This window comes from Sphingomonas sp. G-3-2-10 (assembly GCF_012927115.1).
Taxonomy (GTDB): domain Bacteria; phylum Pseudomonadota; class Alphaproteobacteria; order Sphingomonadales; family Sphingomonadaceae; genus Sphingomonas.
In genome coordinates this window covers 230,491-257,150 of record NZ_JABBFY010000001.1, presented here as the reverse complement: position 1 = coordinate 257,150, position 26,660 = coordinate 230,491, and the positions used below count along the sequence as shown (strand labels likewise).

General features: G+C 66.2%; 19 protein-coding genes and 1 pseudogene. 7 read left to right on the top strand and 13 right to left on the bottom strand.

Annotated features, from left to right (window positions below; genetic code table 11):
• Positions 1-12: 12 nt before the first annotated feature.
• The 3 genes from HHL13_RS01260 to HHL13_RS01250 all read right to left on the bottom strand — a co-directional run bounded on the left by HHL13_RS01260 (position 13) and on the right by HHL13_RS01250 (position 6,092).
• Entirely contained in the window at positions 13-1,347 is a 1,335-nt protein-coding gene (locus tag HHL13_RS01260) for a pectate lyase (RefSeq protein ID WP_169553972.1), read from the bottom strand.
• An 85-nt stretch (positions 1,348-1,432) separates the two neighbouring features.
• On the bottom strand, positions 1,433-4,741 hold the full coding sequence (locus HHL13_RS01255) for a TonB-dependent receptor (RefSeq protein ID WP_169553971.1): 3,309 nt from the start codon (positions 4,739-4,741) through the stop codon (positions 1,433-1,435).
• A 319-nt stretch (positions 4,742-5,060) separates the two neighbouring features.
• Complete coding sequence (locus tag HHL13_RS01250) at positions 5,061-6,092, bottom strand: LacI family DNA-binding transcriptional regulator (protein WP_169553970.1); 1,032 nt, start codon at positions 6,090-6,092, stop codon at positions 5,061-5,063.
• Positions 6,093-6,229: 137 nt separating this feature from the next.
• Between HHL13_RS01250 and HHL13_RS01245 the strand changes: the two genes are divergently transcribed.
• The gene (locus tag HHL13_RS01245; RefSeq protein WP_169553969.1) at positions 6,230-7,600 is read left to right on the top strand and encodes a pectate lyase; all 1,371 of its coding nucleotides are present in this window, start codon (positions 6,230-6,232) and stop codon (positions 7,598-7,600) included.
• Positions 7,601-7,715: 115 nt separating this feature from the next.
• On the opposite strand, the gene HHL13_RS01240 is transcribed toward HHL13_RS01245, so the two are convergent.
• Positions 7,716-8,204, bottom strand: coding sequence for an Lrp/AsnC family transcriptional regulator (locus tag HHL13_RS01240; protein ID WP_169553968.1), 489 nt, complete (start codon positions 8,202-8,204; stop codon positions 7,716-7,718).
• Positions 8,205-8,278: 74 nt separating this feature from the next.
• Between HHL13_RS01240 and HHL13_RS01235 the strand changes: the two genes are divergently transcribed.
• Positions 8,279-9,211 (top strand): DMT family transporter, encoded by a 933-nt coding sequence (locus HHL13_RS01235; RefSeq protein ID WP_169553967.1) that lies wholly within the window; start codon positions 8,279-8,281, stop codon positions 9,209-9,211.
• Here HHL13_RS01235 and HHL13_RS01230 read toward each other — a convergent pair.
• The 8 genes and pseudogenes from HHL13_RS01230 to HHL13_RS01195 all read right to left on the bottom strand — a co-directional run bounded on the left by HHL13_RS01230 (position 9,196) and on the right by HHL13_RS01195 (position 18,733).
• Positions 9,196-10,758, bottom strand: a complete 1,563-nt coding sequence (locus HHL13_RS01230; protein ID WP_169553966.1) for a carboxylesterase family protein — start codon at positions 10,756-10,758, stop codon at positions 9,196-9,198. The two genes, HHL13_RS01235 and HHL13_RS01230, sit on opposite strands and share 16 nt — an antisense overlap.
• On the bottom strand, positions 10,755-12,086 hold the full coding sequence (locus HHL13_RS22685) for a methyl-accepting chemotaxis protein (RefSeq protein ID WP_169553965.1): 1,332 nt from the start codon (positions 12,084-12,086) through the stop codon (positions 10,755-10,757). Before HHL13_RS22685 ends, HHL13_RS01230 begins: the two co-directional genes overlap by 4 nt.
• Positions 12,087-12,142: 56 nt before the next feature.
• Positions 12,143-13,147: a sugar kinase gene (locus HHL13_RS01220; RefSeq protein ID WP_169553964.1), complete on the bottom strand. Its 1,005-nt coding sequence runs from the start codon at positions 13,145-13,147 to the stop codon at positions 12,143-12,145.
• Positions 13,144-13,899 carry a 2-dehydro-3-deoxy-D-gluconate 5-dehydrogenase KduD gene (kduD, locus tag HHL13_RS01215; protein ID WP_169553963.1) on the bottom strand — a complete coding sequence of 252 codons (756 nt, stop codon included), beginning with the start codon at positions 13,897-13,899 and terminating at the stop codon, positions 13,144-13,146. Before kduD ends, HHL13_RS01220 begins: the two co-directional genes overlap by 4 nt.
• A 130-nt stretch (positions 13,900-14,029) precedes the next feature.
• Positions 14,030-14,872: a 5-dehydro-4-deoxy-D-glucuronate isomerase gene (kduI, locus tag HHL13_RS01210; protein WP_169553962.1), complete on the bottom strand. Its 843-nt coding sequence runs from the start codon at positions 14,870-14,872 to the stop codon at positions 14,030-14,032.
• 17 nt (positions 14,873-14,889) lie between these two features.
• Entirely contained in the window at positions 14,890-16,338 is a 1,449-nt protein-coding gene (gene uxaC, locus HHL13_RS01205; RefSeq protein WP_169553961.1) for a glucuronate isomerase, read from the bottom strand.
• Positions 16,339-16,581: 243 nt separating this feature from the next.
• Positions 16,582-17,895, bottom strand: a pseudogene (locus HHL13_RS01200) (MFS transporter); the annotation flags it as partial.
• A gap of 31 nt (positions 17,896-17,926) precedes the next feature.
• Entirely contained in the window at positions 17,927-18,733 is an 807-nt protein-coding gene (locus HHL13_RS01195) for a 2-keto-4-pentenoate hydratase (protein WP_169553959.1), read from the bottom strand.
• A gap of 225 nt (positions 18,734-18,958) precedes the next feature.
• Between HHL13_RS01195 and HHL13_RS01190 the strand changes: the two genes are divergently transcribed.
• The 5 genes from HHL13_RS01190 to HHL13_RS01170 are packed head-to-tail and all read left to right on the top strand — an operon-like array spanning position 18,959 to position 25,363.
• Complete coding sequence (locus HHL13_RS01190) at positions 18,959-20,083, top strand: 8-amino-7-oxononanoate synthase (RefSeq protein ID WP_169553958.1); 1,125 nt, start codon at positions 18,959-18,961, stop codon at positions 20,081-20,083.
• Positions 20,080-20,706, top strand: a complete 627-nt coding sequence (bioD, locus tag HHL13_RS01185) for a dethiobiotin synthase (protein ID WP_169553957.1) — start codon at positions 20,080-20,082, stop codon at positions 20,704-20,706. The genes HHL13_RS01190 and bioD overlap by 4 nt, the downstream gene beginning before the upstream one ends.
• Complete coding sequence (locus HHL13_RS01180) at positions 20,703-21,959, top strand: adenosylmethionine--8-amino-7-oxononanoate transaminase (protein WP_169553956.1); 1,257 nt, start codon at positions 20,703-20,705, stop codon at positions 21,957-21,959. Before bioD ends, HHL13_RS01180 begins: the two co-directional genes overlap by 4 nt.
• 49 nt (positions 21,960-22,008) lie before the next feature.
• Entirely contained in the window at positions 22,009-24,132 is a 2,124-nt protein-coding gene (locus HHL13_RS01175) for a malate synthase G (RefSeq protein ID WP_346775456.1), read from the top strand.
• Between the two features lie 55 nt (positions 24,133-24,187).
• Positions 24,188-25,363 (top strand): phage tail sheath C-terminal domain-containing protein, encoded by a 1,176-nt coding sequence (locus HHL13_RS01170; protein ID WP_169553954.1) that lies wholly within the window; start codon positions 24,188-24,190, stop codon positions 25,361-25,363.
• Here the strand turns inward: HHL13_RS01170 and pobA are convergent.
• The gene (gene pobA / locus HHL13_RS01165; protein ID WP_169553953.1) at positions 25,360-26,526 is read right to left on the bottom strand and encodes a 4-hydroxybenzoate 3-monooxygenase; all 1,167 of its coding nucleotides are present in this window, start codon (positions 26,524-26,526) and stop codon (positions 25,360-25,362) included. The genes HHL13_RS01170 and pobA overlap by 4 nt on opposite strands.
• Positions 26,527-26,660 lie beyond the last annotated feature (134 nt).

The following is a 26,660-nucleotide window of genomic DNA, read 5'->3' as shown; positions in this document are numbered from 1 at the left end:
GGGGCGGGCTGCCTAGCGTTTCCCGGCAGCCGCGTCGGCGAGCCAGTCTTCCAGATTGGTGACCCCGTCACGATTGCGGTCGGCGTTGCCATCGGCTGCGTTCCTGGGGTCCAGTCCGTGGGCGCGCTCCCACGCGTCGGGCATCCCGTCGCCGTCGCCATCGGGCGCGGCCTTGCCCGCCGGAAGCTCGGGCCAGCCGCCCACCTGCGTCTGGCTGTCGATCAGCACGCCGCCCTTGGCGCGCACGCTCGCCACGATCCGCGTGTCCACTGCGTCGCGGAACAGCGAAGCGCCTGCCCCGGCCAGCACGCGATCCAGCGCGGCGGGGTCGTCCCGCACCGGCTTCGTCGCGATCGGCGCGGTCAGCCGGTTCTCCGACGCCGCCAGTCCCGCGACAAGGCTCCACGGATCGGCCGGCACCGCACCGTCCATGCTGTTGCGCGCAAACCATGCGCGGCCGCCGGTGCTGCTTTCCTCGAACGCGATCGCGCCCTTGCTGTCCGGCCCGCGCAGATAAGCGTTGCCGACGAAATTATAGTTCGCCCGGCTCGTCTTGTCGGCGTTGTAGCCGGCATGGCTGCCCGCCCAATTGTAGAAGACGTTGGCGCGAATATCGTAGATCGGGCCATCGGGATCGATCGCCGGATCGTTGTAATTGCCCGGCCGCGGCATCCGCGCGCGGTGGTGCGCCCACAGATTATGGTGCAGGCTGATCTCCGCGCCAAAGCCCGACCGCAGCAGCGATCCATAGCCATGCGCGCCCTTGGCGTGGCCCGACCGGTTGAGCGATTCCCCGATGATCGACCATTGCACGGTCACGTCGCGCACGACCTTTTCGGGATCGGTCCCCGGCGCCCCGACCGACAGCGTCTCGTCCACCGACCAGCTCGCCGAGACATGATCGAGGATGATCCGTTCGCCCCCGGTGATCGAAACGGCGTCCGCCTCGACCTTCGATTCATCGCCCAGCCGCGATCGGATGAAGCGCACCACCACGTCATCGGCATGGATCAGCAGCGGCTGGTCGCGCAGCGTGATCCCGCCGCCCGGCGCGGTCTGCCCGGCGATGGTGATCCGCGGCTCGACGATCTTCAGCGGCTTCACCAGCCGGATCGTCCCCGCCACTGCGAACACCACCGTGCGCGGCCCCCTGGCCTCCACCGCCTCGCGTAGCGTCCCCGCTCCCGCATCGGCCAGGCTGGTCACGGTGAACACCCGCCCCCCGCGCCCGCCCAGCGAATGCGCCCCGGCACCCTCGGCGCCGGGAAAGGCCAGCGGCGTCGTCTGCGCCGCCGCTTCGCTGCCCAGCAGCGTCAGCGCCGCCGTCATCATCGTCACACTACGCATCGTCGTCTCCAGACAAGCGAACGGCGTGGCGCGGAGGGAGGCTGTCCCTCCTCCCCGCGCGCCACGCCGCACACTCCCCCTTAAATCAGAAGATCATCCGCACGCCGGCCGTGAAGATCCGCCCGGTGCTCGCATAGGTCTGCGTCACCGGGTTCGCGGCATACATGGTGCGGTACTGCGGATCGTTGGTCAGGTTACGGCCTTCGATCGTCAGCTTGGCGAACTTGGTCACGTTGAACGACAGCGCGAAGTCGATGTTCAGCGTGTCCTCGTTATAGCCGAAGTCCGCCAGCACCGGCGAGTTGCACGCCGCGCCGGCATTGGTGGTGGTGCCCACGCTGCACGTACCCGTCGCCAGCGGGAACCGGTTGACGTAGCGCTTGCGATACGCCCCCGAAACGCGCGCCGACCACACGCTGTTCTCGTAATAGAGCGTCGCGTTGAACGAGTCCGGCGAAGTGTTGAGGAACGGCCCCTCGGCGAAGGTATTAGACGCAGTCGATGCGGTCCCGGTCTGGGTCGTCGAAAGCGCGGTGCCGGTCAGATAGTTCAGCGTCGATTCGATGTGCGTATAGTTCGCAGTCACGCCCATCTTGTCGAACGGCGCTGGCAGGAACCAGAAGTCGGTCTGAAGATTGACTTCGAAGCCCTTGATTGTGCCGCCCGGTGCATCCTTGAACTGGCGGATGCCCCAGGTGCCGCCGTTCAGCGTGTAGGTGTACAGCGTCGACGGCGTCGGGCCGGTGCCCTTCAGGCTTTCCAGCAGCTGGTTATAGACCGTGGGTTCGAACACCGACGACAGCGGCGCTTCGCCTGCCACCTGCTGCGGGAAGGACGCGATGTCCTTCATGAAGAAGGTGACGGCGATCAGGCCGTTGTTCCGGAAATAGCGCTCGAAGCTCAGGTCGAGATTGGTCGCGCGGAACGGCTCGAGATAGGGATTGCCCACCGTCACCGTCGGCGCCGCGCCGCTGGTGGCGAGCGCGGTGGTGAAGGCCGTGGTGCCCGGCGTCAGACTTGCCAGCTGCGGGCGCGCCATGACCTGCGACGCGGCGAAACGGACAAGGAAACCGTTGGCCGGCTCCCACGTCGCGTTCATCGACGGCAGCCAGTCCCAATATTCGTGGGTCGCGCTCACCGGCGTGCCGGCCACGCCGTCGGCGCCGCCGACATTGCCTTCGCCGATCACGCGAGTGTTCGCGACGCGCAGGCCCGCATTGCCGCGCAGCGGACGGCCGAACAGGTCAAGGTTGAAATCGACCTGGAAGAAGCCCGAAAGATCGCGCTCGGTCACCGCACCGCGCTGGCGTCCGTCGACCACGGCGCGGAAATCGCCCCATTTGTTGACGCAATTGCAGTTGATGCCGAACTTGTTGATGAACTTGTCGAGGTCGGGGGCATAATAGGTCGTCGGCGTGCCCGCCGTCACGTTGATGCCCTGACCGAAATTCACCGTCTTGCCGAGATCGGTGATGCCGAGGCCGGCTTCCGCCAGCGTCGGGTTGATCGCTTCGATGCCCTGGTTGCGGCGGCCCTGATCGGCATCGTAATCGAACTGCTTGTAGGTGCCGCCGAAACGCAGCGTCATTTCCGGCAGCGCTTCGAACGCGAAGTTGAAGCGGGCGACGCGGAACTCGTTGTTCACGTCGTTGGTGAAGTAGCGGATCGTCGACAGGCCCTTCACCAGCGACCAGTTCGCCGGATTGGCGACGTCGAAACCGGGGTTGAAGACCGGCATTTTCGTGCCGTTGCGATCGTCGAAGGTATAGCCGTCGCGATCGATCGCGTTGAACTCGGCGAGATAGCCGACCGCGCGGAATTCCGAACGCGACCAGCCGACCGTGGCGTCGAGCGTGAAGGTGTCGGTGAAGTCCTGGCGGAAGTTCAGCGTCGCCTGCTTGAACGTGGTCGAGCCGAACTGCGAGTCGCTGTAGCTGCGCCAGTCGACGTCATCGAGGACCAGATAGTCCGCCTGATTGGCGCCATTGACGTGCGCCGCGCGGATCTTGGTGTTCGGACGGCCGATCAGTTCCTCATAATAGCCGGTCTGGCTGGCGCTCGCGACATATCCCGGCGAAGCCGGGTTGTTGTAATAGTCGAACGGGTTGAGATTGTTCGGATTCATGCTGTTGAGATAGCCGGGCAGCACCGTGTTCCCGCTCAGCAGCCCGTCGCAGTCGATGATCGCGCTGGGCACGCAGTTGGGATACAGCGCAACGCGGTCGGCATTGCCGTTGGCGGTCCCGATCGCGCGCAGCGTGTTCTGCGCCACGCGGGCATTGGTGCCGTTGCGGTTCAGGCCGATGGTGGTGACGCCGGTATTGTCGCTGTTCTGGTCGTACTTCGAATAGACGAAATCGGCGGTGATTTCGGTGCGGCTGGTCGGCCGCCACTGCAGCGTCGCGGTACCGCCAAGGCGCTCATAGCCCAGATCCTGCCGACCGATCGACGGCAGCGTCGGAATGATGGTCGTGGGCGTGATCAGAGCATAGGCGGCGGGATCCGAACCGAAGGTCGCCCCGCTGCCGCCCGGCCGCGCAAAGCCGTAGGTCGCCGGCGTGACGCCGTTCAGCTGCGAGTTGCGATAGGTATATTCGAACGCGCCGATATTGCGGCGATACGAATCGATCTGCTGATCCTGCTTCTGGTACGCGCCCGAGACGAGGATGCCGAAATTGTCGGTGACCCGCACAGACGCCAGGCCGGTGAAGCGCGGATTCCAGCTTTCGCCATTCTCGCGATATTCGCCCTCGACGCCCAGCGCGAAGCGGTTCTTCTTGTAGGCGAGCGGACGGCCCGTGGTCAGATCGATGATCGCGCCGAGCGAACCTTCGTCATTTTCCGCGGCAGTCGTCTTGGTGATCTTCACGCCGCCGAACAGTTCGGAAGCGAAGGTGTTGAAGTCGAAGCCGCGGCTGCGGTTCGCGCCCGAATCCGACTGGTTGCCGCCCGCGACGTTCTGCGCGTCGGCGCCGTTCAGGCGGGTCGACTGGAAATCGCCGCCCAGACCGCGCACGGTGATGGTGCGACCTTCGCCATTGTCACGGTCGATCGAGATGCCGGGAAGGCGCTGGATCGATTCGGCCAGGTTCGCGTCCGGGAAGTCGGCGATATCCTCGGCGGTGATCGCGTCGACGATCTGGTTCGAATTGCGCTTGGTCCCCAGCGCGCTGCTCAGCGAGGCGCGGAAACCGGTGACCACGATGGTGTCGCTTTCCTGCTCCGCAGGCGGATCCTGATCCTGAATGACAATAGCCGTCCCGGCGCTGGCAGCGGTCTGTGCCTGCGCCACGCCGCTCATCATCAGCGCAACGCCGATCGCGCCCAGCGCGCTCGTGCCCCGAAGCGCGATCTGTCCACGGCGCGAACGCACCAACCCGTCGAATCCCAGCATTATGAGCCTCCCCTGGCCATAGAAATCGCCAATCGCGGGGGTTTCTCGCGCCGGATTCGGGATGCTGGTGCGGGTTCGCGGCTGGCTGCCGGGTGGCGTCTTGCCCGACGCGGCCCCGGCGGCACTTCGATGGCCGCCTCACTCCTCCCCAACGCCCCCGCGAGTCTGATGCCCGCTATGGCGCAAGCGTTCCCCACGCTTGGTTCGCGCCTTTTTTGACACCAACCGGAGATAAGTCAACCGGTGTCATAAAATGCCCGGCGTTATCGATCGGCGCTGAAGCAAACGCGCAACACTGGTGAAAGCGGTGCGGCGGACCTCAGACCTTGCGTGGCGGGGCGACCGAAGCCCGGTGGATCAGGGTCGAGGGGAACAGCGAAGGCTCTTCGCTGGCCAGGTCGTCGCCGAAGAAATCGGCGAGCAATTTCAGCGCCGCGGATCGCGCCATCGAGATGATCGGCCAGTGCACCGTCGTCATCGGCGGCCAGATATGCTGGGCGATCGCGGTATCGTCGAACCCGATGATCGACAGATCCTCGGGTACGCTCATCCCCCGCCGACGCGCCGCGTGCAGCGTCGCCGCCGCCATTTCGTCGTTCGACGCGAAGATCGCGGTCGGCCGGGGCGACAGGTCGAGCAGCCGGTCGGCGGCTGCAAGCCCGGTCTCGAACGTGTAGTTGCCATCCGCGATCAGGCTGCGCGGCAGTTTGATATCTGCCTCGGCCAGCGCTTCCTCGAACCCCTTGCGGCGTTCCCGTGCAGAGCGGAAGCCATGCGGCCCGGCGATCAGGCCGATCCGGCTATGTCCCAATGAAATCAGATGGTTGACCGCTTCCTTCACCACCTCGCTGTCGTTCGACGCGACCATATGCTCGGGCGTATCGAGCGTCGTCGAGCCCATCCGGACATAGCGGCAGCCGATATCCTGACACAGCTCGGCGAGCATGTCGTTCTCCGAAACCGGCGGCAGGATCAGCACGCCATAGAGCCGCTGGCGCTCGAGGAAATTCTTCACGTCCGCTAGCATCGTCGACGAGCCGCGATCGATCGGGCGGACGATCAGTTCGAACTCGGTATCGCGAATCGCCTCGAGGATGCCCGCCTGCACGTTCATCACCATCTGCGCGTTCGGGTTGTCGTGGATCAGCCCGACCAAGAAATTCCGGCGCAGCGCCAGCGCGCGCGCCTGCACATTGGGGACATAGCCGATATCGGCGATGACCTTCTCCACCTTGGCGCGGGTATCCGCATTGAGCAGCGGCGATCGGTTGATCACCCGGCTCACGGTCTTCTTGGAAACGCCGGCCAGACGGGCGACGTCGTTGATGGTTGGCTTGCCCATGCTCTTCATAGGGGCGTGCTACACTGTCGCGCGAGACAAAGAAAGTCTGTCCTATGGACAATACGCGGGACAGGATTTGCAAGCCGCGTTTTGAAGGCTAAACGGAACAGGTAACCGGTATCAGCAAACCGGATGGAGAGGTCCGAATGTTCAAGCTTATCGCTCCCGCCCTTGCCGCGACGCTCGCCCTGATGAGCGCGGCGCCCGCAACGGCACAGACCACCGTTCCGGCCTTTCCCGGCGCGGTCGGCCCGGCGGCGGAGACCCCCGGCGGGCGCGGCGGCCAGATCATCCGCGTGACCAATCTCAATGCCGACGGCCCCGGCTCGTTCAAGGCAGCAGTCGAGGCCAAGGGCCCGCGCATCGTGGTGTTCGAAGTCGGGGGCGTGATCGATCTCGCCCGCACGACGATCGAGATTCGCGAACCCTATCTCACCATCGCCGGCCAGACCGCGCCTTCGCCCGGCATCACGCTGATCAAGACCGGCATCGACGTGCGCACTCACGACGTGATCATCCGCCACATCCGCGTCCGGACCGGCGCCGATGGCCAGCCCAAGCGCAGCGGCTGGGAAGCCGATGCCTTCTCCACCGTCGCCGCGCGCAACGTGATCGTCGATCACAACAGCTTCACCTGGGCGATCGACGAGAATATGTCCGCCTCGGGACCCCGCTTCACCGGCAATACGGTGGAGGAATGGCGCGCCGGCACCAGCCGCAACGTGACCTTCTCGAACAATCTCGCCGCCGAGGGTCTGGCAGATTCGAGCCATCCCAAGGGTGAACATTCGAAAGGCTCGCTGATCCACGACAACACCACCGGGATCGTCTTCTACCGCAACATCTGGGCGCACAATGTCGAGCGTCACCCGCTGGTGAAGGGGGGAGCGCAGGTGCTGATGGTCAACAATCTGATCTACAATCCCGGCCACCGCGCGGTGCACTATAATCTGATGGCGCTCGAATGGGCCGGCCATCCCTATGTCACCGGCGAGATCACCGCGATCGGCAACGTTATGCGCGGCGGCAACGACACCAATGAGGGCCTGCCCTTCCTGATGATCGGCGGCGACGGTGATCTCAACTATTACGGCAAGGACAATCGCGCGGTGGATCGCCACGGCGTGAAGCTCCCGATGTTCGGCCGCTATGGGGAGACCCGCGCGAAGATCATCGAGAAGAAGGCGCCGATGATGCCGACCGCCGGCATGACCATCCTCCCCTCGGGCGATGTCGAGACCAGCGTGCTCTACACCGCCGGCGCTCGCCCCTGGGACCGCGACGCCGAGGATATCCGCGTGCTGTTCTTCGTCGCGGAAGGCCGGGGCGACATCATCAACGACGAGAAGGACGTCAGCGCCTATCCGGCCTACAAGCCGACCAAGGCCCCCTTCGTCGAAGCCGACTGGAACCTCGACACGATGGAGCCGAAATCGGGCCGCTATCCGGGTCAGACCGGCCCCGTCCCGCAGGAAGCACTGAGCCCGCGCGACCGCGACATGCGGACGGGGCAGTAACCTTATCGCCCTTCTGCAAGGGGATTAGACTGCTCGAAATTCAATTTTCTGATCCTCCCCCTCCGGCGGAGGATTTTTGAACGTAGATGCCTCCCTCGCCGCTCTCATCCCGGATTTACGGAATCACGATCTCCGCGCCGGTCTTCAGCCGGTCGAGCGCGATCAGGCTGCGGAAATTTGCCACGCAGTCGTTCTGCGAGAAGAGCCGCTGGGTGATCGCTTCATACTCGACCATGTCGGGCGCGACGATCACCAGCACGAAGCTGATTCCGCCGGTGACGTAATAGCATTGCTGCACTTCCGGCGCGGCGTGAAAGAGTGCCTTTGCGCTGCTCACCACCGGTAGCCGTTCGTTGATCAGCGTCACTTCGACGATCGCCGTGATCGTCATCGCCACCGCCCGCGCATCTACGATCGCCACGTTGCGCTCGATGATTCCATCGGCCTCCATCGCCGCGATACGCCTTTGCACCGCGGCGGCGGAGAGGTTCACCGCTTCGCCGATCGTCCGCTGCGGCGTCTTGTTGTCGCGCTGGAGGATGCGCAGGATCGCGCGGTCGAAACTGTCGAGCGCGCGTCGCCCGGCGGGAGTCGTTCGAGCCATAGGTGATTTTTTGTTGCATTTGATGCCCTCAAGTCGAGCACAAATCATGCTGCACCGATGATATTCCCCATCACATGAAGACCGGCACCCATATCGGCATCCTGTGCGGCATCGGCGCCGGCGCGCTGTGGGGACTGGTGTTTCTTGCACCCGAACTGACGCGCGACTTCACGCCGCTCCAGCTCGCCGTTGGCCGCTATCTCGCATTCGGCGCGGTGTCCGCCGCGCTAGTCGCCCCTCGCATCCGTGCGCTCGCCGCCACCCTCACCCGCCGCGACTGGCTGTCGCTCGTCTGGCTCGCCCTTGCCGGCAACACGCTCTACTATGTCCTCCTCGCCAGCGCGGTGCAGACCGGCGGTATCGCCATGACCTCGCTGGTGATCGGCTTCCTCCCCGTCGCGGTCACCATCATCGGCAGCCGCGATCGCGACGCCGTGCCGCTGCGCCGCCTTACCCCTTCGCTCCTGTTGTGCGCGGCTGGCGCAATCTGCATCGGCTGGCAGGCGCTCGCAGCCCCGACGGGCGAGTTCCGCACCCAGCTGATCGGTCTGCTCTGCGCGATCGGCGCGCTCGCCTCCTGGACCGCCTATGCGGTCGGTAACAGCCGCTGCCTCGCCCGGCTCGGCCATGTCTCGGTCCATGACTGGAACCTGCTGACCGGCCTCGTCACTGGCGCGCAGGCGGTGGCGCTGATCCCCTTCACTCTGTTGCTGGAGCCGATCCGCCACGATCCCGCCGCGTGGCTCCGCTTCGCCGGCGTCTCGATGGCGGTCGCGGTCTTCGCCTCGATCCTCGGCAACGCGCTGTGGAACCGGATGAGCCGCCTCCTGCCGCTGACGCTGGTCGGCCAGATGATCCTGTTCGAAACGCTGTTCGCGCTGATCTATGGCTTCATCTGGGAACAGCGGTGGCCGCACGCGCTCGAGGTCGCCGCCTTCGTGCTGGTCGTCTCAAGCGTCCTGTCGTGCATCGCCGCACACCGCCGCCACGCTCAGCTTCCCGGCTGAATATAGGGTACCCGCGCAAACAGCTCGCGTTCCCACTTTCGCGGATCGTTCACCGCGCGGCTCTCCACGTCGAACACCATCGTCGCGCGCTTCGGCAGCGTATAGGCCGGCCATAGCGGCACGCCTTTCGCCACGGGCTTGCCGGTCCGCGCCAGCGCGGCGAAGGCGCCCATCATCTGTCGGCTCAGCCGCTGCGCCTCCGGCCCCGTCCCGGTGATCGAACCCTCGGCGCCCAGCGTGCCGAACACGAGCGGAATGTCCCCGGTATGCGGCGCCCCGCGCGAAGGCTGCACCGGCGACTGATAGTCGAGCTGATAGACCCAGGTCGCCTTCGCCCCAGCGGCGGCCCGAGCATCGGCTTCGATCACCTGCCCCGGCCAGCTCCGCCCCGCCGTGGTCGCACGGTAGAAGATCTGCTCGGGCGTATCGCCGGGGAAGTGCGCGCGATACTCGCTCACCACCCATTCGGGCAGCACGTCCATGCGCAGCTCGGGCGCCATCGTCGCGGCCAGATTGTCCCAGGTCAGCCCCTTCACCCGCGCCGATTCCGCCGGGATGAACGCCCGCGTCTCGTCGCGCGTATTGCCCAATATCATCGGGATATGGTTCGATTGCGGATTGGGATCGGGCCAGAACGGGTGGCGCACGAGCCATTTCATGTCGAGCACCGGCCCGAAATAGACGCCCCCGCCAAGGATCGGATCGACGGCCTCGGTCGCTTCGATCAGCTTGCCCACCGGCAGTTCGAGCAACCGGCCGAGGTCATTCTCCTTCACGCCCAGCTTCGCCAGATAGGCTTGCGCCCGCTTGTGCGCGTTCATCGGGCCCGAGGCGGTGACCTGCTGTCCGCTCATGGTCGCGGCGGAATGGAACAGGCCCTTCGCCGCGGGCATCCCCATCATCGTCGCGATCTTCGCGCCGCCGCCCGACTGGCCGAATACGAAGACGCGTTTCGGATCGCCGCCGAACCCCGCGATATTCTCCCGCACCCATTGCAGCGCCACGATCCGGTCGAGCTGCCCCAGATTGCCGCTGTCGGCGAAGCGCGGATCCATCCGCGCGAGATAGAGATAGCCCAGCGCGTTGAGCCGGTGGTTCACGGTCACCACGACGACATCCTCGGTCGCAGCCAGCGCCTCGCCGTCATTGGTCGGCACCGTAACCGTGCCGTTCGAATAGGCCCCGCCGTGGATATAGAGCATCACCGGCTTGGCGGCCTTGGGATGCGCCTCGGGCGTCCAGATATTGAGGTAAAGGCACTGTTCGTCCATCAGCCCGGAGCCGCTGCGCTGCGGGGCGATGGGGCCGAACTCCCAGGCATTCTGCGTCTCGTCAGAGCGCGGCGCGCGCACCGGCGCCTGAAATCGCTCTGCCCGGCCATAGCGGATTCCCTTGAACGCCCAGCCCTCACCGCTTGGGATGCCGGAGAATTTCCCGGCAGGACAATCGACCAGAATGCCGCGCAGCGCCTGCCCCCGCGCGACCAGCGGCATCGCCGCCAGCGCCAGCCCGCCAGCCATTACCGAACGCCGCGAAACCTCGTTCATCGCGCTACTCCCGTCATGAAGGCCCCGGCCCGTTCCTCGATCAGTTCCAGCGCCTCGCCTGCCGCAATCGCCTGCTGCCCGGCTTCTTCCGCCGCACCCGCCAGATGCGCCACGCGCTCGTTGATCGTCGCGATCAGCGCGGCGATTTCGCGCGAGGACATCGCCGTTTCGTCGATCGAGGCGAGGATCGCCCCCACCGTGGCCACCTGTTCCTCCATCGCCGCCGACAGCGCGCGCACGCGCCCGAGCAGTTCGCCCACCGTCTCGCGGATGGTCCGGTTGGTTTCCGACACCACGTCGCTCGCGCCCTGCGCCTGCCGGATCGTCTCGGTAATCCCGCCCGTCGCGTCGGATGCCTGATCGGCGAGACTGCGCACTTCCTGCGCGACGATCGCGAAGCCGCGCCCGCTTTCCCCGGCGCGCGCCGCCTCGATCGAGGCGTTGAGCGCCAGCAGCTTCGTCTGGTTCGCAATCCCCGCGATCAGCGTGACGACCGATTCGATTCTGGCGGTATGCGCCGCAAGGCTGGCGGCATTGTCCGCGCCCTGCTGTGCGATGGCATCGGCCCGGCCCGCCACGTCCGCGGCCCCGGTCGCATGGTCGCGCGCCTGATCATAGGCCGCGATCAGTCCCGCGGCATTGTGCGCCGAGCTTGCCATCGCCGTCGCCGACTGGTCCGCCGCGATCGATACTTCCGCCGCCGGCGCGCGCAGCGCCTGCAATTCGCTCGCCGTCCGCTCGGTAAAGCGCGCCACGTCGCGGCTGTGCCGCGCGGTACTGGCGATCGCGCGCGCCAGATCGGCCCGCGCCTTCGCCGCTTCCTCGCGCAGCGCCGCCACGTTTCGCGCCCGTGCGATTGCCCGCAGCCGGCTGGCGATCAGCTCGAACTCGACCACCGCCAGCTTCTGCGTCGCGCGCGTCACGCGCTCCAGGGTCGCGGGATCGCGCGTCAGTTCGAAATAGAGTGCATGGACCCGCATCTGCGCCACCACCATCGATGCCGCGACCACGGAGAAGTCGAACTCACCCTGCCCGATCCGGTCGGCCTCGGCGATGATCGTGTCGATCCAGCGCTGGTCGATCGGCCGCGCCAGCTTGGCTTCCGCATAGGCGACGCGCGCGCTGACCATCGCGTCGGTCACCGTCGCGCCAGCACTGCGCCGCTCCAGCAACTCGCGCGCAATCCCCGCAATATGCGGCGCGATCAGCCCCCAGGCTTCGCGCAATTCGGCTTCCCATGCGCCATCGACGCCATAGGTCCTGCGAAATGCAGCGAGTTCGGGCGGCGGCAAAGCCGCTTCCCCTGCTGCGGGAATGCTCCCCTTCATCGACACCCCTCCAAAAGGGCGATGTCTCTCGCCTCTTTATGTCTTGCCGTGACCCATTACCGCCGGACGTCGAGACCCTCCCCGAACGCGTCCAGATCGGCGCGCGTGAACAGGCTGGCATCGCCCGGCAGCGAATGTTTGAGCGCGGTCAGCGCGAGGCCGGCTTCAGCCGCCGCCTTCGCATCGCCGCCGCTTTCGATCAGGCCATGCAGCACGCCCGCCGCAAAGGCGTCGCCCGCGCCGATCCGGTCGACGATGCCCGCAATCAGCACTTCGTCGGTCTGATAGCCGCCCGCGCGCGTATCGACCCGCGCCGAGACGCGATGGCTGTCGGCATCGTCGACATGGCGCGCGGTGTTGGCGATCGTCTGGAGCTTCGGGAATGCAGCGAACGCCGCTTCCGCCGCCTCGCGCCGCCGGTCGGGACCATCGCCCGAGAACTGGCGCCCCAGAAGCAGCGAAATATCGCGATGGTTGCCGAACAGCAGGTCGGCATGAGTGATCAACTGGGTGAGCACCGCCTTGGGATCGCTGTCCCAGCTTTCCCACAGTTTCGCGCGGTAATTGCCGTCGAACGAGACGGGAATCCCCTTCGCTCCCGCTGCTTCGGCCGCCGCCATCGCCGCGCTGGCGGTGTTGTGCCCCAGCGCCGGGGTGATCCCCGAAAGATGCAGCCGCGTCGCACCGCCGAGCAGCGCGTCCCAGTCCCAGCTTTCCGCCGGCCGATCCGCGAACACCGAATGCGCGCGGTCATAGACGACTTCGGAAGCGCGCAGCCCCGCGCCTGGCGTCAGGAAATACAGGCCGAGCCGGCCGGGCTCCGAAACGACCGTCGCGGTATCCACGCCCCGCCGACGCAGTTCGCCGATCGCCGCGGCGCCCAGCGGATTGTCCGCCACCGCGCTGATCATCCGCACCTTGTGGCCAAGACAGGCAAGGCCGGTCGCCACATTGGCTTCGGCCCCGCCGACATTCACTTCGAACTTCGGCGTCTGCAACAGCAGCTCGCGCCCCGGCGGCGAGAGCCGCAGCATCAATTCACCGAAGAAAGCAATCGTCATCGCGCTAGCCAGCCTCCGTCCACTGCAAGGATATGCCCCTGCACATAGTCGGATGCCGATGACGCAAGGAAGACCGCGGCGCCACCCATATCTTCAGGACTGCCCCAGCGGCCCGCCGGGATACGCTCCATGATCGAGCGGTTTCGGTCCTCGTCGGCACGCAGCGCGGTCGTGTTGTTGGTCGAGATATAGCCGGGGGCGATCGCGTTCACGTTGATGCCCTTGCTCGCCCATTCGTTCGCCAGCAGCTTGGTCAGCCCGCCGATGCCCGATTTGGACGCGGTATAGCTCGGCACGCGGATGCCGCCCTGAAAGGTCAGCATCGAGGCGATGTTGATGATCTTGCCGCGGCCCTGCTTCACCATGTGGCGGCCCGCCGCCTGACACAGGAAGAATACCGACTTCATATTGGTATCCACCACCGCGTCCCAATCCTCTTCGGTGAAGTCGAGGCTGTCGTTGCGGCGGATGATCCCGGCATTGTTGACGAGGATGTCGAGCCCGCCGAGCTTCTCCACCGCTTCGTCGACCACGCGGCCGACCGGCTCGATCGACGAGAGATCGGCCGAGATGATCTCCGCCTTGCGGCCCAGCGCGCGGGCTTTCTCGACGGTCTCCTGCGCCGGCGTGCGCCCAACCGCGGCGATATCCGCTCCGGCCGCGGCGAGCGCGAGCGCGATGCCCTGCCCGATGCCGGTATTGGCGCCGGTGACGACCGCGACGCGGCCGGTGAGATCGAAGGGATTGGTCATTTCTTCTTCCTGTCCCCCTCCCGCTTGCGGGAGGGGCTAGGGGAGGGCCGGTCCGCTGGCCGCAAATTGCGGGGTGGAGGGACAGCCCCTCCCCCGGCCCCTCCCGCAAGCGGGAGGGGTGTAAAGAGGCTTACGCCAGCTGGCAGATGTCCAGCACGTTCATGTCGGTATAGTCCTGGTTCTCGCCGGCCATCGCCCAGATGAAGGCATAGGCCTTGGTGCCCGAGCCCATGTGAATCGACCAGGGCGGCGAAATCACCGCTTCCTCGTTGGCCATCACGATGTGGCGGGTCGCTTCGCCTTCGCCCATGTAATGGAACACGCGATCCTTCTCGAGATCGTCCAGCTCGAAGTAGAAATAGATCTCGCTGCGGCGCTCATGGATGTGCGGGGGCATGGTGTTCCACACCGAACCGGGCTTCAGCACGGTCAGGCCCATCACCAGCTGCGCGCTGTCGCAGATGCCGGGGATCACGAGCTGGAAGATGGTCCGCTCGTTCGACTCTTCAAGCGAACCGCGCTCCAGCGCATTGGCGTCGGCGATCGAGAGCTTGCGGGTCTGGAAGCCCTTATGCGCCGGGCACGACGCCAGATAGAAGCGCGCGCCCGCGCCCGAGAATTCGACGTCCTTCGCGCCCATCGTCACGTACAGGCAATCCTTGTTGCCCAGCGTGAAGCTCTCGCCATCGACGGTCACGGTGCCTTCGACACCGCTCACATTGACGATCGCCAGCTCGCGGCGCTCGAGAAACGGATGGCCCGCCGCCGACGCCGGCTCGGTCTGCGCCGGCAACTTCACCGGCGCGCCGCCCACGGCAACGCCGCCGATCACGAAGCGATCGGCATGGGTGTAGTTCAGGACGCACTCGCCTTCGCGGAACAGGCCCTGGATCAGGTAGCGGTCACGCAGCTCGTCATTGGAGACGCACTCCATCATGTCCGGATGGGTGGCGTAATAGGTGCGGTCGAACATGGGTAACTCCGTTGGGTTCAGGCTGCCGCCGCGACAGGCGCGGGAGCGGATTGGTCGAGCTTGTACGCCTTGCGCACCAGCCCGTTGGTAAGATCGAGCGCCAGCTCATGCGCTTCGTCGTCGAGCAGCCGCCCCTCGGCGACCAGCTGGGCGAGGAAGCCGCAATCGATGCGCCGCGCGACGTCGTGCCGCGCCGGAATCGACAGGAAAGCGCGGGTATCGTCGTTGAAGCCGACCGTGTTGTAGAAGCCGGCGGTCTCGGTCACCTGCTCGCGGAAGCGGCGCATGCCCTCGGGCGAGTCATGGAACCACCAGCTCGGGCCCAGCTTCAGGCACGGATAATGCCCGGCCAGCGGCGCCAGCTCGCGGGCATAGGTCGTCTCGTCGAGCGTGAAGATGATGATCGACAGATCGGTCGAGGTGCCGAACCGGTCGAGCAGGGGCTTCAGCGCATGGACGTAATCGGTGCGAGTCGGGATATCCGCGCCCTTGTCGCGGCCGTGGCTGTGGAACAACCCGCCATTGTGATTGCGGCACGAACCCGGATGGATCTGCATCACCATCCCGTCCTCGGCGCTCATCGCCGCCATCTCGGTCAGCATCTGCGCGCGGAACAGCTCCGCATCCTGCGGGGTCCAGCTGTCCGACAGGATCGTGCGGAACAGCCGCTCGGCTTCGTCATGGTCGAGATTCGCGGTCTGCGCGGTGGGATGGCCGTGATCGGTCGCGGTCGCGCCCGCCGCGCGGAAATCCGCCCGGCGCTTGCGGTGCGCGGCGAGATAGCCGTCCCACGACCACACATCCTCGCCGGTCTTCTCGGCAAAGACCTTCATCGCGCCGGCGAACTGCTCATGCTCGACGTCGATCACCGCATCGGGGCGATAGGTGGTGACCACGCGGCCGTTCCAGCCGCTCTTGTGGATCGCGTGATGCGGCGACAGATCGTCCTGCGGCCCCTCGGTCGTCGCGAGAAACTCGATGCCGAAGCGATCGAACAGCGCGCGCGGCTTGAACGCGTCGGTCGCCAGCGTCTCGTTGATCCGGTCGTAATAAAAGTCGGCGGTGGAGCCATCGAGCGCCACGTCGAACCCGAACACTTCGCCGAACACATGGCCCAGCCACATGCTCGACGGCGTGCCGCGGAACAGATGCTGGTTCTCGGCGAAGATGCGCCACGCCTTGCGCGGATCGTGCGGCGGCACGCCGTTCAGGTCGGGCACACCCAGATCGGCCAGCGCGATGCCCTGCGAATAGAGCATCCGGTACAGATAATGGTCGGGCGCCAGAAGAAGCTCGGTCGCGTTCGACCAGTTCTCGTTGGTCGAGAACCAGGTCGGATCGGTGTGCCCATGCGGGCTGATGATCGGCAGCCCGGCCACTTCCGCGTAGAGCGCGCGCGCAATGTCGCGCGTGCGCCCGTCAGCGGGGAACAACCGGTCGGGATCGAGCTTCAACGGGCGTGCCATTTCTTCCTCTTACGCTTCTTTACGTGTCACGGTGTTGACGATGATCGCCAGGATCGCGACCGCCGCGAAGACGCCGATGATCCCGTAATAGCTCGCCGGTCCGAAGCAGGGGCTGACCGGCCCCATCCAGACGGGCACGCAGCCCTCGACCGCCTTCTTGCCCGAAGCCAGAAAGAAGATCACGCCGATCAGGCCCGAAACCGAAGCGACGATCACCGCCCAGGGCGTGCCGCTGCGGAACCTCTCGACGCGCTCCAGCCGCGGCGAGAGCAGGTGCACCGCCAGCACGGCGAGGAAATAGGCCGCGCCCGCAGCGATGAACATCGGCGCATAGCTGCCCACCCGGTCGAGAATGTCGCCCGAATATTTCGAGAACAGCGCGCCGCCGATGGCTCCGGCCGTGCCGCCGATGCCGATCACCGCGCCCACCGCGAAGCGGGGGAAGGTGTCCGAAGGCAGGGTGTAGAGATTGGCCGAGAAGCCCTGATGCGCCGCAGCTGCGATGCCGATCAGCACGACGCTGACCCACAGGTTCGAGACCGAGGTGGCGAACACCACCGGCAGCACACAGATCGCGCAGACGAGCATGGTGATCTTGCGCGCCTTGTTCACGCTCATGCCCGACTTCATCAGGCGTCCCGACAGCCAGCCGCCGGCGATGCTGCCCACGTCGGAAATCAGGTAGATCGCGCCCAGCGCCAGCACGGCGGTCATGGTCGACCAGGTCTTGAGATCGAGGCCGTACTGCGCCCCGAGGAAGCCCGGCAGCCAGAACAGGTAGAACCACCAGATCGGATCGATGAAGAACTTGCCCAGCGCGAACGCCCAGGTCTCGCGCGTGGCGAGCAGCTTCAGCCACAGGCCCGGCGTCTTCACTTCGGGATCGGCGGGGTCCTGGTTGATGTGCGCAAGCTCGGTCGCGCCGACCTTGGGATGCGCGGCGGGATCGTCGCGATAGATGGCCAGCCAGGCGATCAGCCACAGCACGCCGAAGATGCCGGTGACGACGAATACCATCCGCCAGCTCATGCCCATCTGCGAGATCATCAGATAGACGATCAGCGGCGTCAGGATCGCACCGACATTCGCGCCGGCATTGAACAGGCCGATGGCGTAGGCGCGCTCCTTCTGGGGGAACCACTGGGCGACCGACTTCACGCCGGCGGGGAAGTTGCCCGATTCGCCGATGCCCAGACCGAAGCGGGCGAGTGCGAACTGAGTGACGCTGTACGCGCCGCCATGCGCGACGTGCGCGATGGTCCAGATCACGACCGCGACGGCATAGCCCATCCGCGCGCCGATCACGTCCACAACCTTGCCGAAGCCGATATAGCCGACCGCATAGGCGATCTGGAACCACACGACGATGTCGGCATAGGTCCGCTCGTCCATGTGGAGCGAGGGGTCGTCCATCATGATCGGCTTGAGCAGCCCGATCATCTGGCGATCGATATAGTTGATGGCCGTCGCCGCGAACAGCAGCGCCACGATCATCCAGCGATAGCGGGTCATCCGCTCAGCTGTCTGAGCGATGGTCGCTTCTCCGTTTGTCGCCATTCCCCTCTCCCTTATTATCTTATCTATCACATCAGCTTTGGTGCAGCACGCCTATCACGCATCGCACCGCCATGTCATCGCCGAAACGGGCTTCCACCACGGCGCCGGGGCGAACGGGGTGGACGCCGGTGATGGCGCCGGTCGAAATCCACTGGCCGGCGGCCAGCGGCAGGCCACGGTCGCGCGCCAGCTCGAACAGGAAGCGCACCGCGCCATAAGGTCCATCCAGCATGGCGGCGGCAGTTCCCGTTCCGGCTTCGGTCCCGTCGATTGTTAGCGCTACCTTCCAGTCAAGGAAACCCTGTTCGCCCGCTAATTCGGCGCCGACCACCAGCCCGTTATTGTTGCCGAAGTCCGATACGGTAACCGCCGGGCCATGTTCGTTGATCCCCGGGAAGGGCGAACTGGCCACTTCGATGCCCACGCATACCCGGTCGACATGCGCCGCGACCGCGCCATTGGTCCATGCCCGGTCGAAGCTGGCGGGCAAGTTGCCCAGCCGCAGCAGATATTCCGCCTCGGCCGCGGCGAATCCGTCGCCGAACACCGGCATTTCCGGTGCTTCGTCGCTCTCGGCATGGACGACGCCATTGTCGAAGATCGGGCCGGCCAGCCGGTTCGAGCCATATTCCGCGACCAGAGGATCGGCGATGCGGCCGACCTTCCACCCGGCGACGCGGCCGCCGAACAGGCCGATCGCACGCTCCTGGATGCGATACGCCTCGTCGAGCGACGCGGGCAGCTTTCCGCCCGGATAATCCGCCAGCGCGCCGCCCGAATGCCGCGCATCCACGAATGCGCGGGCGATCGCTTCGGCGCCAGCCTGTCCATCACTCAAAACTGCGGCCTTTCGAATCACTCTGCCCTGCCTCGCGCCCTGTTCCACGCGGACGGGCGGGTAAGCGGCGGCAATGCTACCGGTGTCAGCGAATGAGGTCAATGCGCCAATCATTGCGGATCGGGCCTCCGTCATCCCCGCCAACGCGGCGATCGCGCGGGCGGCTTGTGCCTCGCAAAGAATTGAATCGATGACTCGCATCGGGCCCCGCCCTAGGGAAACCGCGTGAATCGCCTCGCTTCCTTCCACGCCGACCTCGCATCGCTGAGCGATCAGGGCCGCCGCCGCGCGCTGATCGACCGGCGCGGGATCGACGTCGCGTCGAACGACTATCTCGCGCTCGCCAACGCCCCTCGCCTCGCCGAGGCCATCCGCGACGCGCTTGCCCGCGGCGTTCCGATCGGCTCGGGCGGCTCGCGCCTGTTGCGGGGCAATCATACGGAGCATGAGGCCCTCGAAGCCGATGCCGCCGTCTTTTTCGGCGCCGAAGCCGCGCTCTCCTTCTCCAGCGGTTTCGCGGCCAATGCGGCGCTGCTCTCGACCCTGCCCCAGCGCGGCGACCTGATCGTCCATGACGAACTGGTCCATGCCAGCGCGCACGAAGGGATGCGGCTGAGCCGCGCCGAATATCTCTCCGCCGCGCACAACGATCCCGCAGCCTTCGAAGGCGCGATCCTGCGCTGGCGGCGCGGGGGCGGCACCGGGCGGCCGTGGATCGCGGTCGAGACGCTGTACAGCATGGACGGCGACGCCGCGCCCTTGGCGGCCCTTGCCGATATCGCCGACCGCCACGATGCGATGCTGCTGCTCGACGAAGCCCATGCCACCGGCGTGTTCGGCCCCGGCGGACGCGGCCTCGGCCATGCATTCGAAGGCCGCGACAACGTCATCTCGCTCCACACTTTCGGCAAGGCGATGGGTTGCGAAGGGGCGGCGATCTGCGGACCCGCGGTGGTGCGCGACTTCCTGGTCAATCGCGGGCGGGGGTTCATCTTCTCGACCGCCCCCTCCCCGCTGATGGCCGCCGCCGCTCGCGAAAGCCTGCGCATCCTCGCCGATGAGCCGGAGCGGCAAGCCGCGCTCTGGACGCTGATCGGCGAAGCAGAACGCCTGCTCGCTCCGTGCGGCGTGGCGCCGACCGGATCGCAGATCCTGCCGCTCATCCTCGGCGACGATCACACCACGATGCGCGTCGCGGCGGCGGTGCAGGCGGCCGGGTTCGACGTGCGCGGCATCCGCCCGCCCACGGTTCCGGCAGGCACCTCGCGGCTACGCATCTCGCTGACCCTCAACGCCACCGCCGCCAATGTCGCCGCGCTGGCCGAGGTGCTGAAGGGGGCGCTGGCATGAGCCGCACCATCGTCGTCACCGGCACCGATACCGATGTGGGCAAGACCGTCTTCGCCGCCGGCCTCGCGGGCGCGTTGCGCGCGCATTACTGGAAGCCGGTGCAAGCCGGGCTCGACGGCGGCAGCGACAGCCTGTCGGTTGCGGCGCTCTCGGGCCTGCCGCCCCAGCGCATCCTGCCCGAAGCGTATCGCCTGAACACGCCCTGCTCGCCCGACCGCGCGGCGGAGATCGACGGCGTGACCATCGATCCCGACCACCTTACCCCGCCCGAAACCGACAGCACGCTGATCGTTGAAGGCGCAGGCGGCGCGATGGTCCCGGTGAATCATGACCTCGTCTTCGCCGATCTGTTCGCCCGCTGGGGCCATCCGGTGGTGATCGTCGCCCGCACGACGCTCGGCACGATCAATCACAGCCTGCTGACCATCGAAGCGCTGCGCCGACGCAACGTCCCGATCCTCGGCGTGGCGTTCGTCGGCGAACCGGTCGAACATAGCGAGGCGACCATCGCTCGCCTCGGCGGCGTGAAACGCCTCGGCCGCCTGCCGCACCTCACCCCGCTGAACGCCGAAACGCTCGCCACCGCCTTCGCCAAGGCGTTCGACCCCGCGGACTTCGCATGACCTCCCCGGTCTGGCACCCCTTCACCCAGCACGGCCTGAACGAGGCGATCCCGCGCATCGTCCGCACCGAAGGCGCCGCACTCCACACCGATGACGGCCGCCGCATCGTCGACGCCATTTCGTCATGGTGGGTCACCACCCACGGCCACAGTCACCCGCGCATCATGGCCGCCGTCGCCGATCAGGCCGCCAGGATGGACCAGATCATCTTCGCCGGCTGGTCCCACGAACCCGCCGAGACGCTCGCGCGCGGCCTGACCGAAATCATGCCGCACGAGCTCACCCGCGTCTTCTATTCGGACTCAGGCTCCACCGCCGTCGAAGTCGCGCTCAAGATGGCGCTGGGATACTGGGCCAATCGTGGCGAACCGCGCCACCGCATCCTCGTGATGCAGCACAGCTATCATGGCGATACGATCGGCGCGATGTCGATCGGCGCGCGCGGGGTGTTCAATCAGGCATACAGTCCGTTGCTGTTCGACGTCGGCACCCTGCCCTTCCCGGCCGCCGGAGCCGAACAGGCCACGCTCGACGCGCTCGACGCCGCGTGCCGCGAGCAGCCCGCCGCCCTGATCGTCGAGCCGCTGATCCTCGGCGCGGGAGGCATGTTGATCTACCCGCCGCATATCCTCACCGAGATGGCGGCGATCTGCGCGCGCCACGGCGTCCTCTTCATCGCCGACGAAGTCATGACCGGCTGGGGTCGCACCGGCACCCTGCTCGCCTGTGAGCAAGCGGGTGTCGTCCCCGACATCCTCTGCCTCTCGAAAGGGCTGACCGGCGGCAGCGTCCCCCTGGCGGTAACGATGGCGCGCGAGCCGATCTACGAAGCCCATCTCTCGACCGACCGGGCGAAGATGTTCTTCCACTCGTCCAGCTACACCGCCAATCCGATCGCCTGCGCCGCCGCCGTCGCGAACCTCGCCATCTGGCGCGACGAACCGGTCCTCGCCCGCATCGCCGATTTGAGCAAGCGCCAGCGCACCCGCCTCGCCGCGCTCACTAACGTCCGCAACGCCCGCCAGATCGGCACGATCACCGCGATGGAACTGGGCGACGAGAGCGCCGCATATATGTCCAATCTCGGCCCGCGCCTTCTGGCGTACTTCCGCGACCGGAACCTGCTGCTCCGTCCGCTCGGCAACACCATCTACGTCATGCCGCCCTATTGCATCGGCGACGACGATCTCGACGCGATCTATTCCGCCATCGCCGATGCCGCAGCCTCTTGTGCGAATGGGAGTTTCGGCTAGAGCGAAACTTCCCCAGGATGATCGTGAACCCTTGCCCAAGGAGTATCCTGTGGAACGTGCCGGCCTGATCATCGACGACCTGTTGGCCGAATTCATCGAGCGTGAAGCCCTGCCCGGAACCGGTGTGGACCCCGCGTCCTTCTGGACCGGCTTCGCGACGCTGCTGACCGATCTCGCGCCCCGCAACGCCGAACTGCTGGCGAAGCGCGACGTGCTTCAGGCACAGATCGACGGCTGGTACGCCGATCGCGTCGGCCAGCCCTTCGATGTCGCTGCGCACAAGGCGTTCCTGACCGAGATCGGCTATCTCGTCCCCGAACCCGCGCCGTTCGCGATCAGCACCGCGAATGTCGATCCGGAATTCTCGTCGATCCCCGGTCCGCAGCTCGTCGTCCCCGTCACCAACGCCCGCTACGCCCTCAACGCCGCCAATGCGCGCTGGGGTAGCCTGTACGATGCACTCTACGGCACCGACGCACTTGGCGACCTCCCAACCGGCAAGGGCTATGACCCGGCGCGCGGCGCGCGCGTCGTCGAACGCGCCAAAGCATTCCTCGATTCCGCCTTCCCGCTGGCAAAGGGAAGCCATGCCGATGCCGCGCGCTACAGCGTCCGCGACGGCAAGCTCCAGATCGGGTTCACCACCCTCACCGATCCCGCGCAGTTCGCCGGCTATCGCGGCGACGCCGAAGCGCCCGCTGCGATCCTGCTGAAGCATCACGGCCTGCACGTCGAGATCGTCATCGATCCCGATCACCCGATCGGCGGCGTCGACTTGGCCAGCGTCGCCGACGTCATCGTCGAAGCAGCCATCTCGACGATCATCGATTGCGAGGATTCGGTCGCCGCGGTCGATGGCGAGGACAAGGTGATCGCCTATCGCAACTGGCTCGGCCTGATGCAGGGCAACCTCACCGCCAGCTTCGCCAAGGGCGGCAGGGCCGAGGAACGCACGCTCGAACCCGACCGCAGCTATACCGCACCGGACGGCACCGCGCTGACCCTGCCCGGCCGCTCTGCGCTGCTCGTCCGCAATGTCGGCCATCACATGCTGACAGGCATCGTCACGCTGAACGGCCAGCTGGTCCCCGAAACGCTGATCGACGCGGTCGTCAGCTCGCTCTGCGCGCTGCACGACGGCAAGGGCGCGTTCCGCAACAGCCGCGCGGGATCGGTCTATATCGTCAAGCCCAAGCTCCACGGTCCCGAGGAAGTCGCATTCGCCTGCGAACTGTTCGGCCGCGTCGAGGACCTGCTGGGGATGGCGCGAAACACGCTCAAGATCGGCATCATGGACGAGGAGCGCCGCACCAGCGCGAACCTCGCCGCCTGCATCCACGCCGCGCGCGAGCGCACCGTCTTCATCAACACCGGCTTCCTCGACCGTACCGGCGACGAGATCCACACCGCGATGGAAGGCGGGCCGATGGTCCGCAAGGAAGCCGTGCGCAACACCGGCTGGATCAAGGCATACGAGGCCCGCAATGTCGGTATCGGCCTCGCCTGCGGGCTGAAGGGCAAGGCGCAGATCGGCAAGGGCATGTGGGCCGCGCCCGATCGCATGGCGGACATGCTCGCGCAGAAGATCGGCCATCCGAAGAGTGGCGCCACCACCGCCTGGGTCCCCTCGCCCACCGCCGCGACGCTCCATGCGATGCACTATCACGACGTCGATGTGCTCAACGTTCAGACCGAGATGGCGAAGTCCCCGGTCACCGGCGAACTCGACACGCTGCTGACGCCCCCGCTCGCAACCGGCACCAATTTCTCGCCCGAGGAAATCGCGCAGGAGCTGGACAATAACTGCCAGGGCATCCTCGGCTATGTCGTGCGCTGGGTCGATCAGGGCGTCGGCTGCTCCAAGGTGCCCGACATCCACGACGTCGGCCTGATGGAAGATCGCGCGACCTTGCGCATCTCGTCGCAGCATATCGCCAACTGGCTCCGCCACGGTATCCTGACCGAAGCACAGGTCGACGAAGCCCTGCGCCGCATGGCCGCGGTGGTCGATCGCCAGAACGAAGGCGATGCGCTCTACGTCCCGATGGCCCCGGCCTTCGACGGCAACGCCTATAAGGCCGCCCGCGCGCTCATTTTCGAGGGCCGCGACGCTGCCAACGGCTATACCGAATTCGCCCTCACCGAATGGCGGCAACGCGCCAAATCGGCCTGAAAAGCGAGAAGCCCTTCCGCGATCGCATGCTAAGCATCGGTAGCGGGAGGACTTCATGGCGATTCAACCGACCTATCCGGGCGTCTATGTGCAGGAACTGCCCAGCGGCACGCACACGATCAGCGGCGTCTCCACTTCGGCAACCGCATTCGTCGGCTATCTCGCCAGCGGGCCGCTCGGCGCCCCGGTCCAGTGCCTCAACTTCGGCGACTTTCAGCGCGCGTTCGGCGGACTCGACGCACAAAGCCCGACCAGCTTCCAGGTCAGCCAGTTCTTTCTGAACGGCGGCAGCGAAGCATGGGTCAGCCGCCTCGCCGCGCCGCCGACCGGCTTCGACATTGCAGGCGACGCCAGCAAAGGTACTGGCATCTTCGCGCTCGATGCGATGCCGATCGTCAACCTGATCTGCGTTCCCGACATCGCGGCGATGGACGCGGGCGATTACCTCGCCGCCGCCACCGCAACGCTGAACTACGCCATCCAGCGCAAGGCCTTCGCGATCCTCGACATCCCCGCCACCATCCAGACTCCGGCCGACGCAGAAACCTGGGCGACGAACACGCCCGCCAGCTTCGGTACCGGCATCATCAGCGCCGCGGCCTATTTCCCGCAGGTCGAAGTCCCCGCACCCTTCTCGCCCGATCCGATCCCGCTCGGCCCCAGCGGCACGATGGCGGGCCTCTATGCCGCCACCGACATCAGCCGCGGCGTGTGGAAGGCCCCGGCCGGCATCACCGCTGCGCTCGCCGGGGTCGAGCAGCTCCAATATGTGATGACCGATGCGGAGAACGGCGCCCTCAACCCGCTCGGCATGAACGCGCTGCGCACCTTCCCGGTCTATGGCAATGTCGCCTGGGGTGCCCGCACGCTCGCTTCGGCCAATCCCGCCGATGACGACTGGAAATACATCTCGGTCCGCCGCCTCGCGCTCTATATCGAGCAGAGCCTGACGCAGGGCCTGCAATGGGTGGTGTTCGAACCCAATGACGAGAGCCTGTGGGCGCAGATCCGCCTGTCGGTGAACGCCTTCCTCCAGCCGCTCTTCCTGCAGGGCGCGTTCGTCGGGACGACGCCCGCCCAAGCCTATCAGGTAATCTGCGACGCCTCGACCACCACGCCCGAGGACATGGACAATGGCGTGGTCAACATCCTGATCCTGTTCGCCCCGGTGAAACCCGCGGAGTTCGTGGTGATCAGCATCCAGCAGATGGCCGGGCAATCGTCGAGCTAGAGCGGCAGCCCCACATAATTCTCGGCGATCACCGTCTGCATCGCTTCGGAGCTGGCGACATAGTCCAGTTCGGCCAGCTGCATCCGATGCTCGAACGCGCCATCCTCGGGGAAGCGGTGCATCAGCTTGGTCAGATACCAGCTGAACCGCTCGGCCTTCCATATCCGCGACAAAGCCCTGGCGGCATAGCCGTTCAGCCCGGCGTCGTCCCCGCCGCGATAATGCGCGATCAGCGCGTCCGAGAGATACGCCACGTCCGATGCGGCAAGGTTCAGCCCCTTGGCACCCGTAGGCGGCACGATATGCGCGCTGTCCCCGGCGAGGAACAGCCGGCCATGCTGCATCGTCTCGAACACGTAGGAGCGCAGCGGCGCGATCGACATTTCCAGTGCCGGACCGCGCGTCACGCCGCGTTCCGAGATCGGGTCGAAGCGTAACGCCAGTTCGTCCCACAGCCGCTCCTCGGGCCAGTCTTCGACCTTCTCGGTCAGCGGCACCTGGATATAGTAGCGGCTGCGCGTGGCCGAACGCATCGAGGCAAGTGCAAAGCCGCGCGGGCCATTCGAATAGATGAGTTCCGGATGACAAGGCGGCACGTCCGCCAGCACGCCGAGCCAGCCGAACGGATATTCCCGTTCATATTCGCGAACCAGATGCGCCGGGATGGCCTTGCGCGACGGCCCGTGGAATCCGTCGCATCCGGCGATGAAGTCGCACTCGATCCGGTGCGAAATTCCGTCTTTCGAATAGCTGACCGAAGGCGATCCCTCGAGGTCATGCAGCGCCACGTCCTTCGCTTCGAACACGATCTCCAGCCCGCGATCCGGCGCGGCGGCAATCAGGTCGCGGGTCAGCTCGGTCTGGCCATAGACCATCACATGCTTGCCGGTCAGCCGGGTTATGTCGATCCGGATCAGCCGCTCGCCGTCAGCGAGGTTGAACCCCTCCTCGATCAGCCCCTCTTCGTTCATCCGCTGGTCGACGCCAAGCTGGCGCATCAGGTCGGTGGTGACCGTCTCCAGCACGCCCGCACGGATGCGGCTTTCGACATAATCGCGCGTCTGGCGCTCGAGGATGATGCACTCGATCCCCGCCGCGCGCAGCAAATGGCCGAGCAACAGGCCCGAGGGGCCCGATCCGATGATGGCGACTTTTGTCTTCATGAAAGCGCTTGTCATACGCTTGCATCGCGCGCGCCAATCGGAATGGAATGGACGCTATCCGATTTCCGGAAGTTATGCTTCTTCTTCGTCGCCCCGGACTTGTTCCGGGATCCACCGGGCGGCACCGGAGAAGC

What these genes read in the sequence shown, in the direction of transcription:
- HHL13_RS01260 (WP_169553972.1), bottom strand. Translation starts at nt 1,347, where the DNA reads ATGCGTAGTGTGACGATGATGACGGCGGCGCTGACGCTGCTGGGCAGC.
- HHL13_RS01255 (WP_169553971.1), bottom strand. Translation starts at nt 4,741, where the DNA reads ATGCTGGGATTCGACGGGTTGGTGCGTTCGCGCCGTGGACAGATCGCG.
- HHL13_RS01250 (WP_169553970.1), bottom strand. Translation starts at nt 6,092, where the DNA reads ATGAAGAGCATGGGCAAGCCAACCATCAACGACGTCGCCCGTCTGGCC.
- HHL13_RS01245 (WP_169553969.1), top strand. Translation starts at nt 6,230, where the DNA reads ATGTTCAAGCTTATCGCTCCCGCCCTTGCCGCGACGCTCGCCCTGATG.
- HHL13_RS01240 (WP_169553968.1), bottom strand. Translation starts at nt 8,204, where the DNA reads ATGGCTCGAACGACTCCCGCCGGGCGACGCGCGCTCGACAGTTTCGAC.
- HHL13_RS01235 (WP_169553967.1), top strand. Translation starts at nt 8,279, where the DNA reads ATGAAGACCGGCACCCATATCGGCATCCTGTGCGGCATCGGCGCCGGC.
- HHL13_RS01230 (WP_169553966.1), bottom strand. Translation starts at nt 10,758, where the DNA reads ATGAACGAGGTTTCGCGGCGTTCGGTAATGGCTGGCGGGCTGGCGCTG.
- HHL13_RS22685 (WP_169553965.1), bottom strand. Translation starts at nt 12,086, where the DNA reads ATGAAGGGGAGCATTCCCGCAGCAGGGGAAGCGGCTTTGCCGCCGCCC.
- HHL13_RS01220 (WP_169553964.1), bottom strand. Translation starts at nt 13,147, where the DNA reads ATGACGATTGCTTTCTTCGGTGAATTGATGCTGCGGCTCTCGCCGCCG.
- kduD (WP_169553963.1), bottom strand. Translation starts at nt 13,899, where the DNA reads ATGACCAATCCCTTCGATCTCACCGGCCGCGTCGCGGTCGTCACCGGC.
- kduI (WP_169553962.1), bottom strand. Translation starts at nt 14,872, where the DNA reads ATGTTCGACCGCACCTATTACGCCACCCATCCGGACATGATGGAGTGC.
- uxaC (WP_169553961.1), bottom strand. Translation starts at nt 16,338, where the DNA reads ATGGCACGCCCGTTGAAGCTCGATCCCGACCGGTTGTTCCCCGCTGAC.
- bioD (WP_169553957.1), top strand. Translation starts at nt 20,080, where the DNA reads ATGAGCCGCACCATCGTCGTCACCGGCACCGATACCGATGTGGGCAAG.
- HHL13_RS01180 (WP_169553956.1), top strand. Translation starts at nt 20,703, where the DNA reads ATGACCTCCCCGGTCTGGCACCCCTTCACCCAGCACGGCCTGAACGAG.
- HHL13_RS01170 (WP_169553954.1), top strand. Translation starts at nt 24,188, where the DNA reads ATGGCGATTCAACCGACCTATCCGGGCGTCTATGTGCAGGAACTGCCC.
- pobA (WP_169553953.1), bottom strand. Translation starts at nt 26,526, where the DNA reads ATGAAGACAAAAGTCGCCATCATCGGATCGGGCCCCTCGGGCCTGTTG.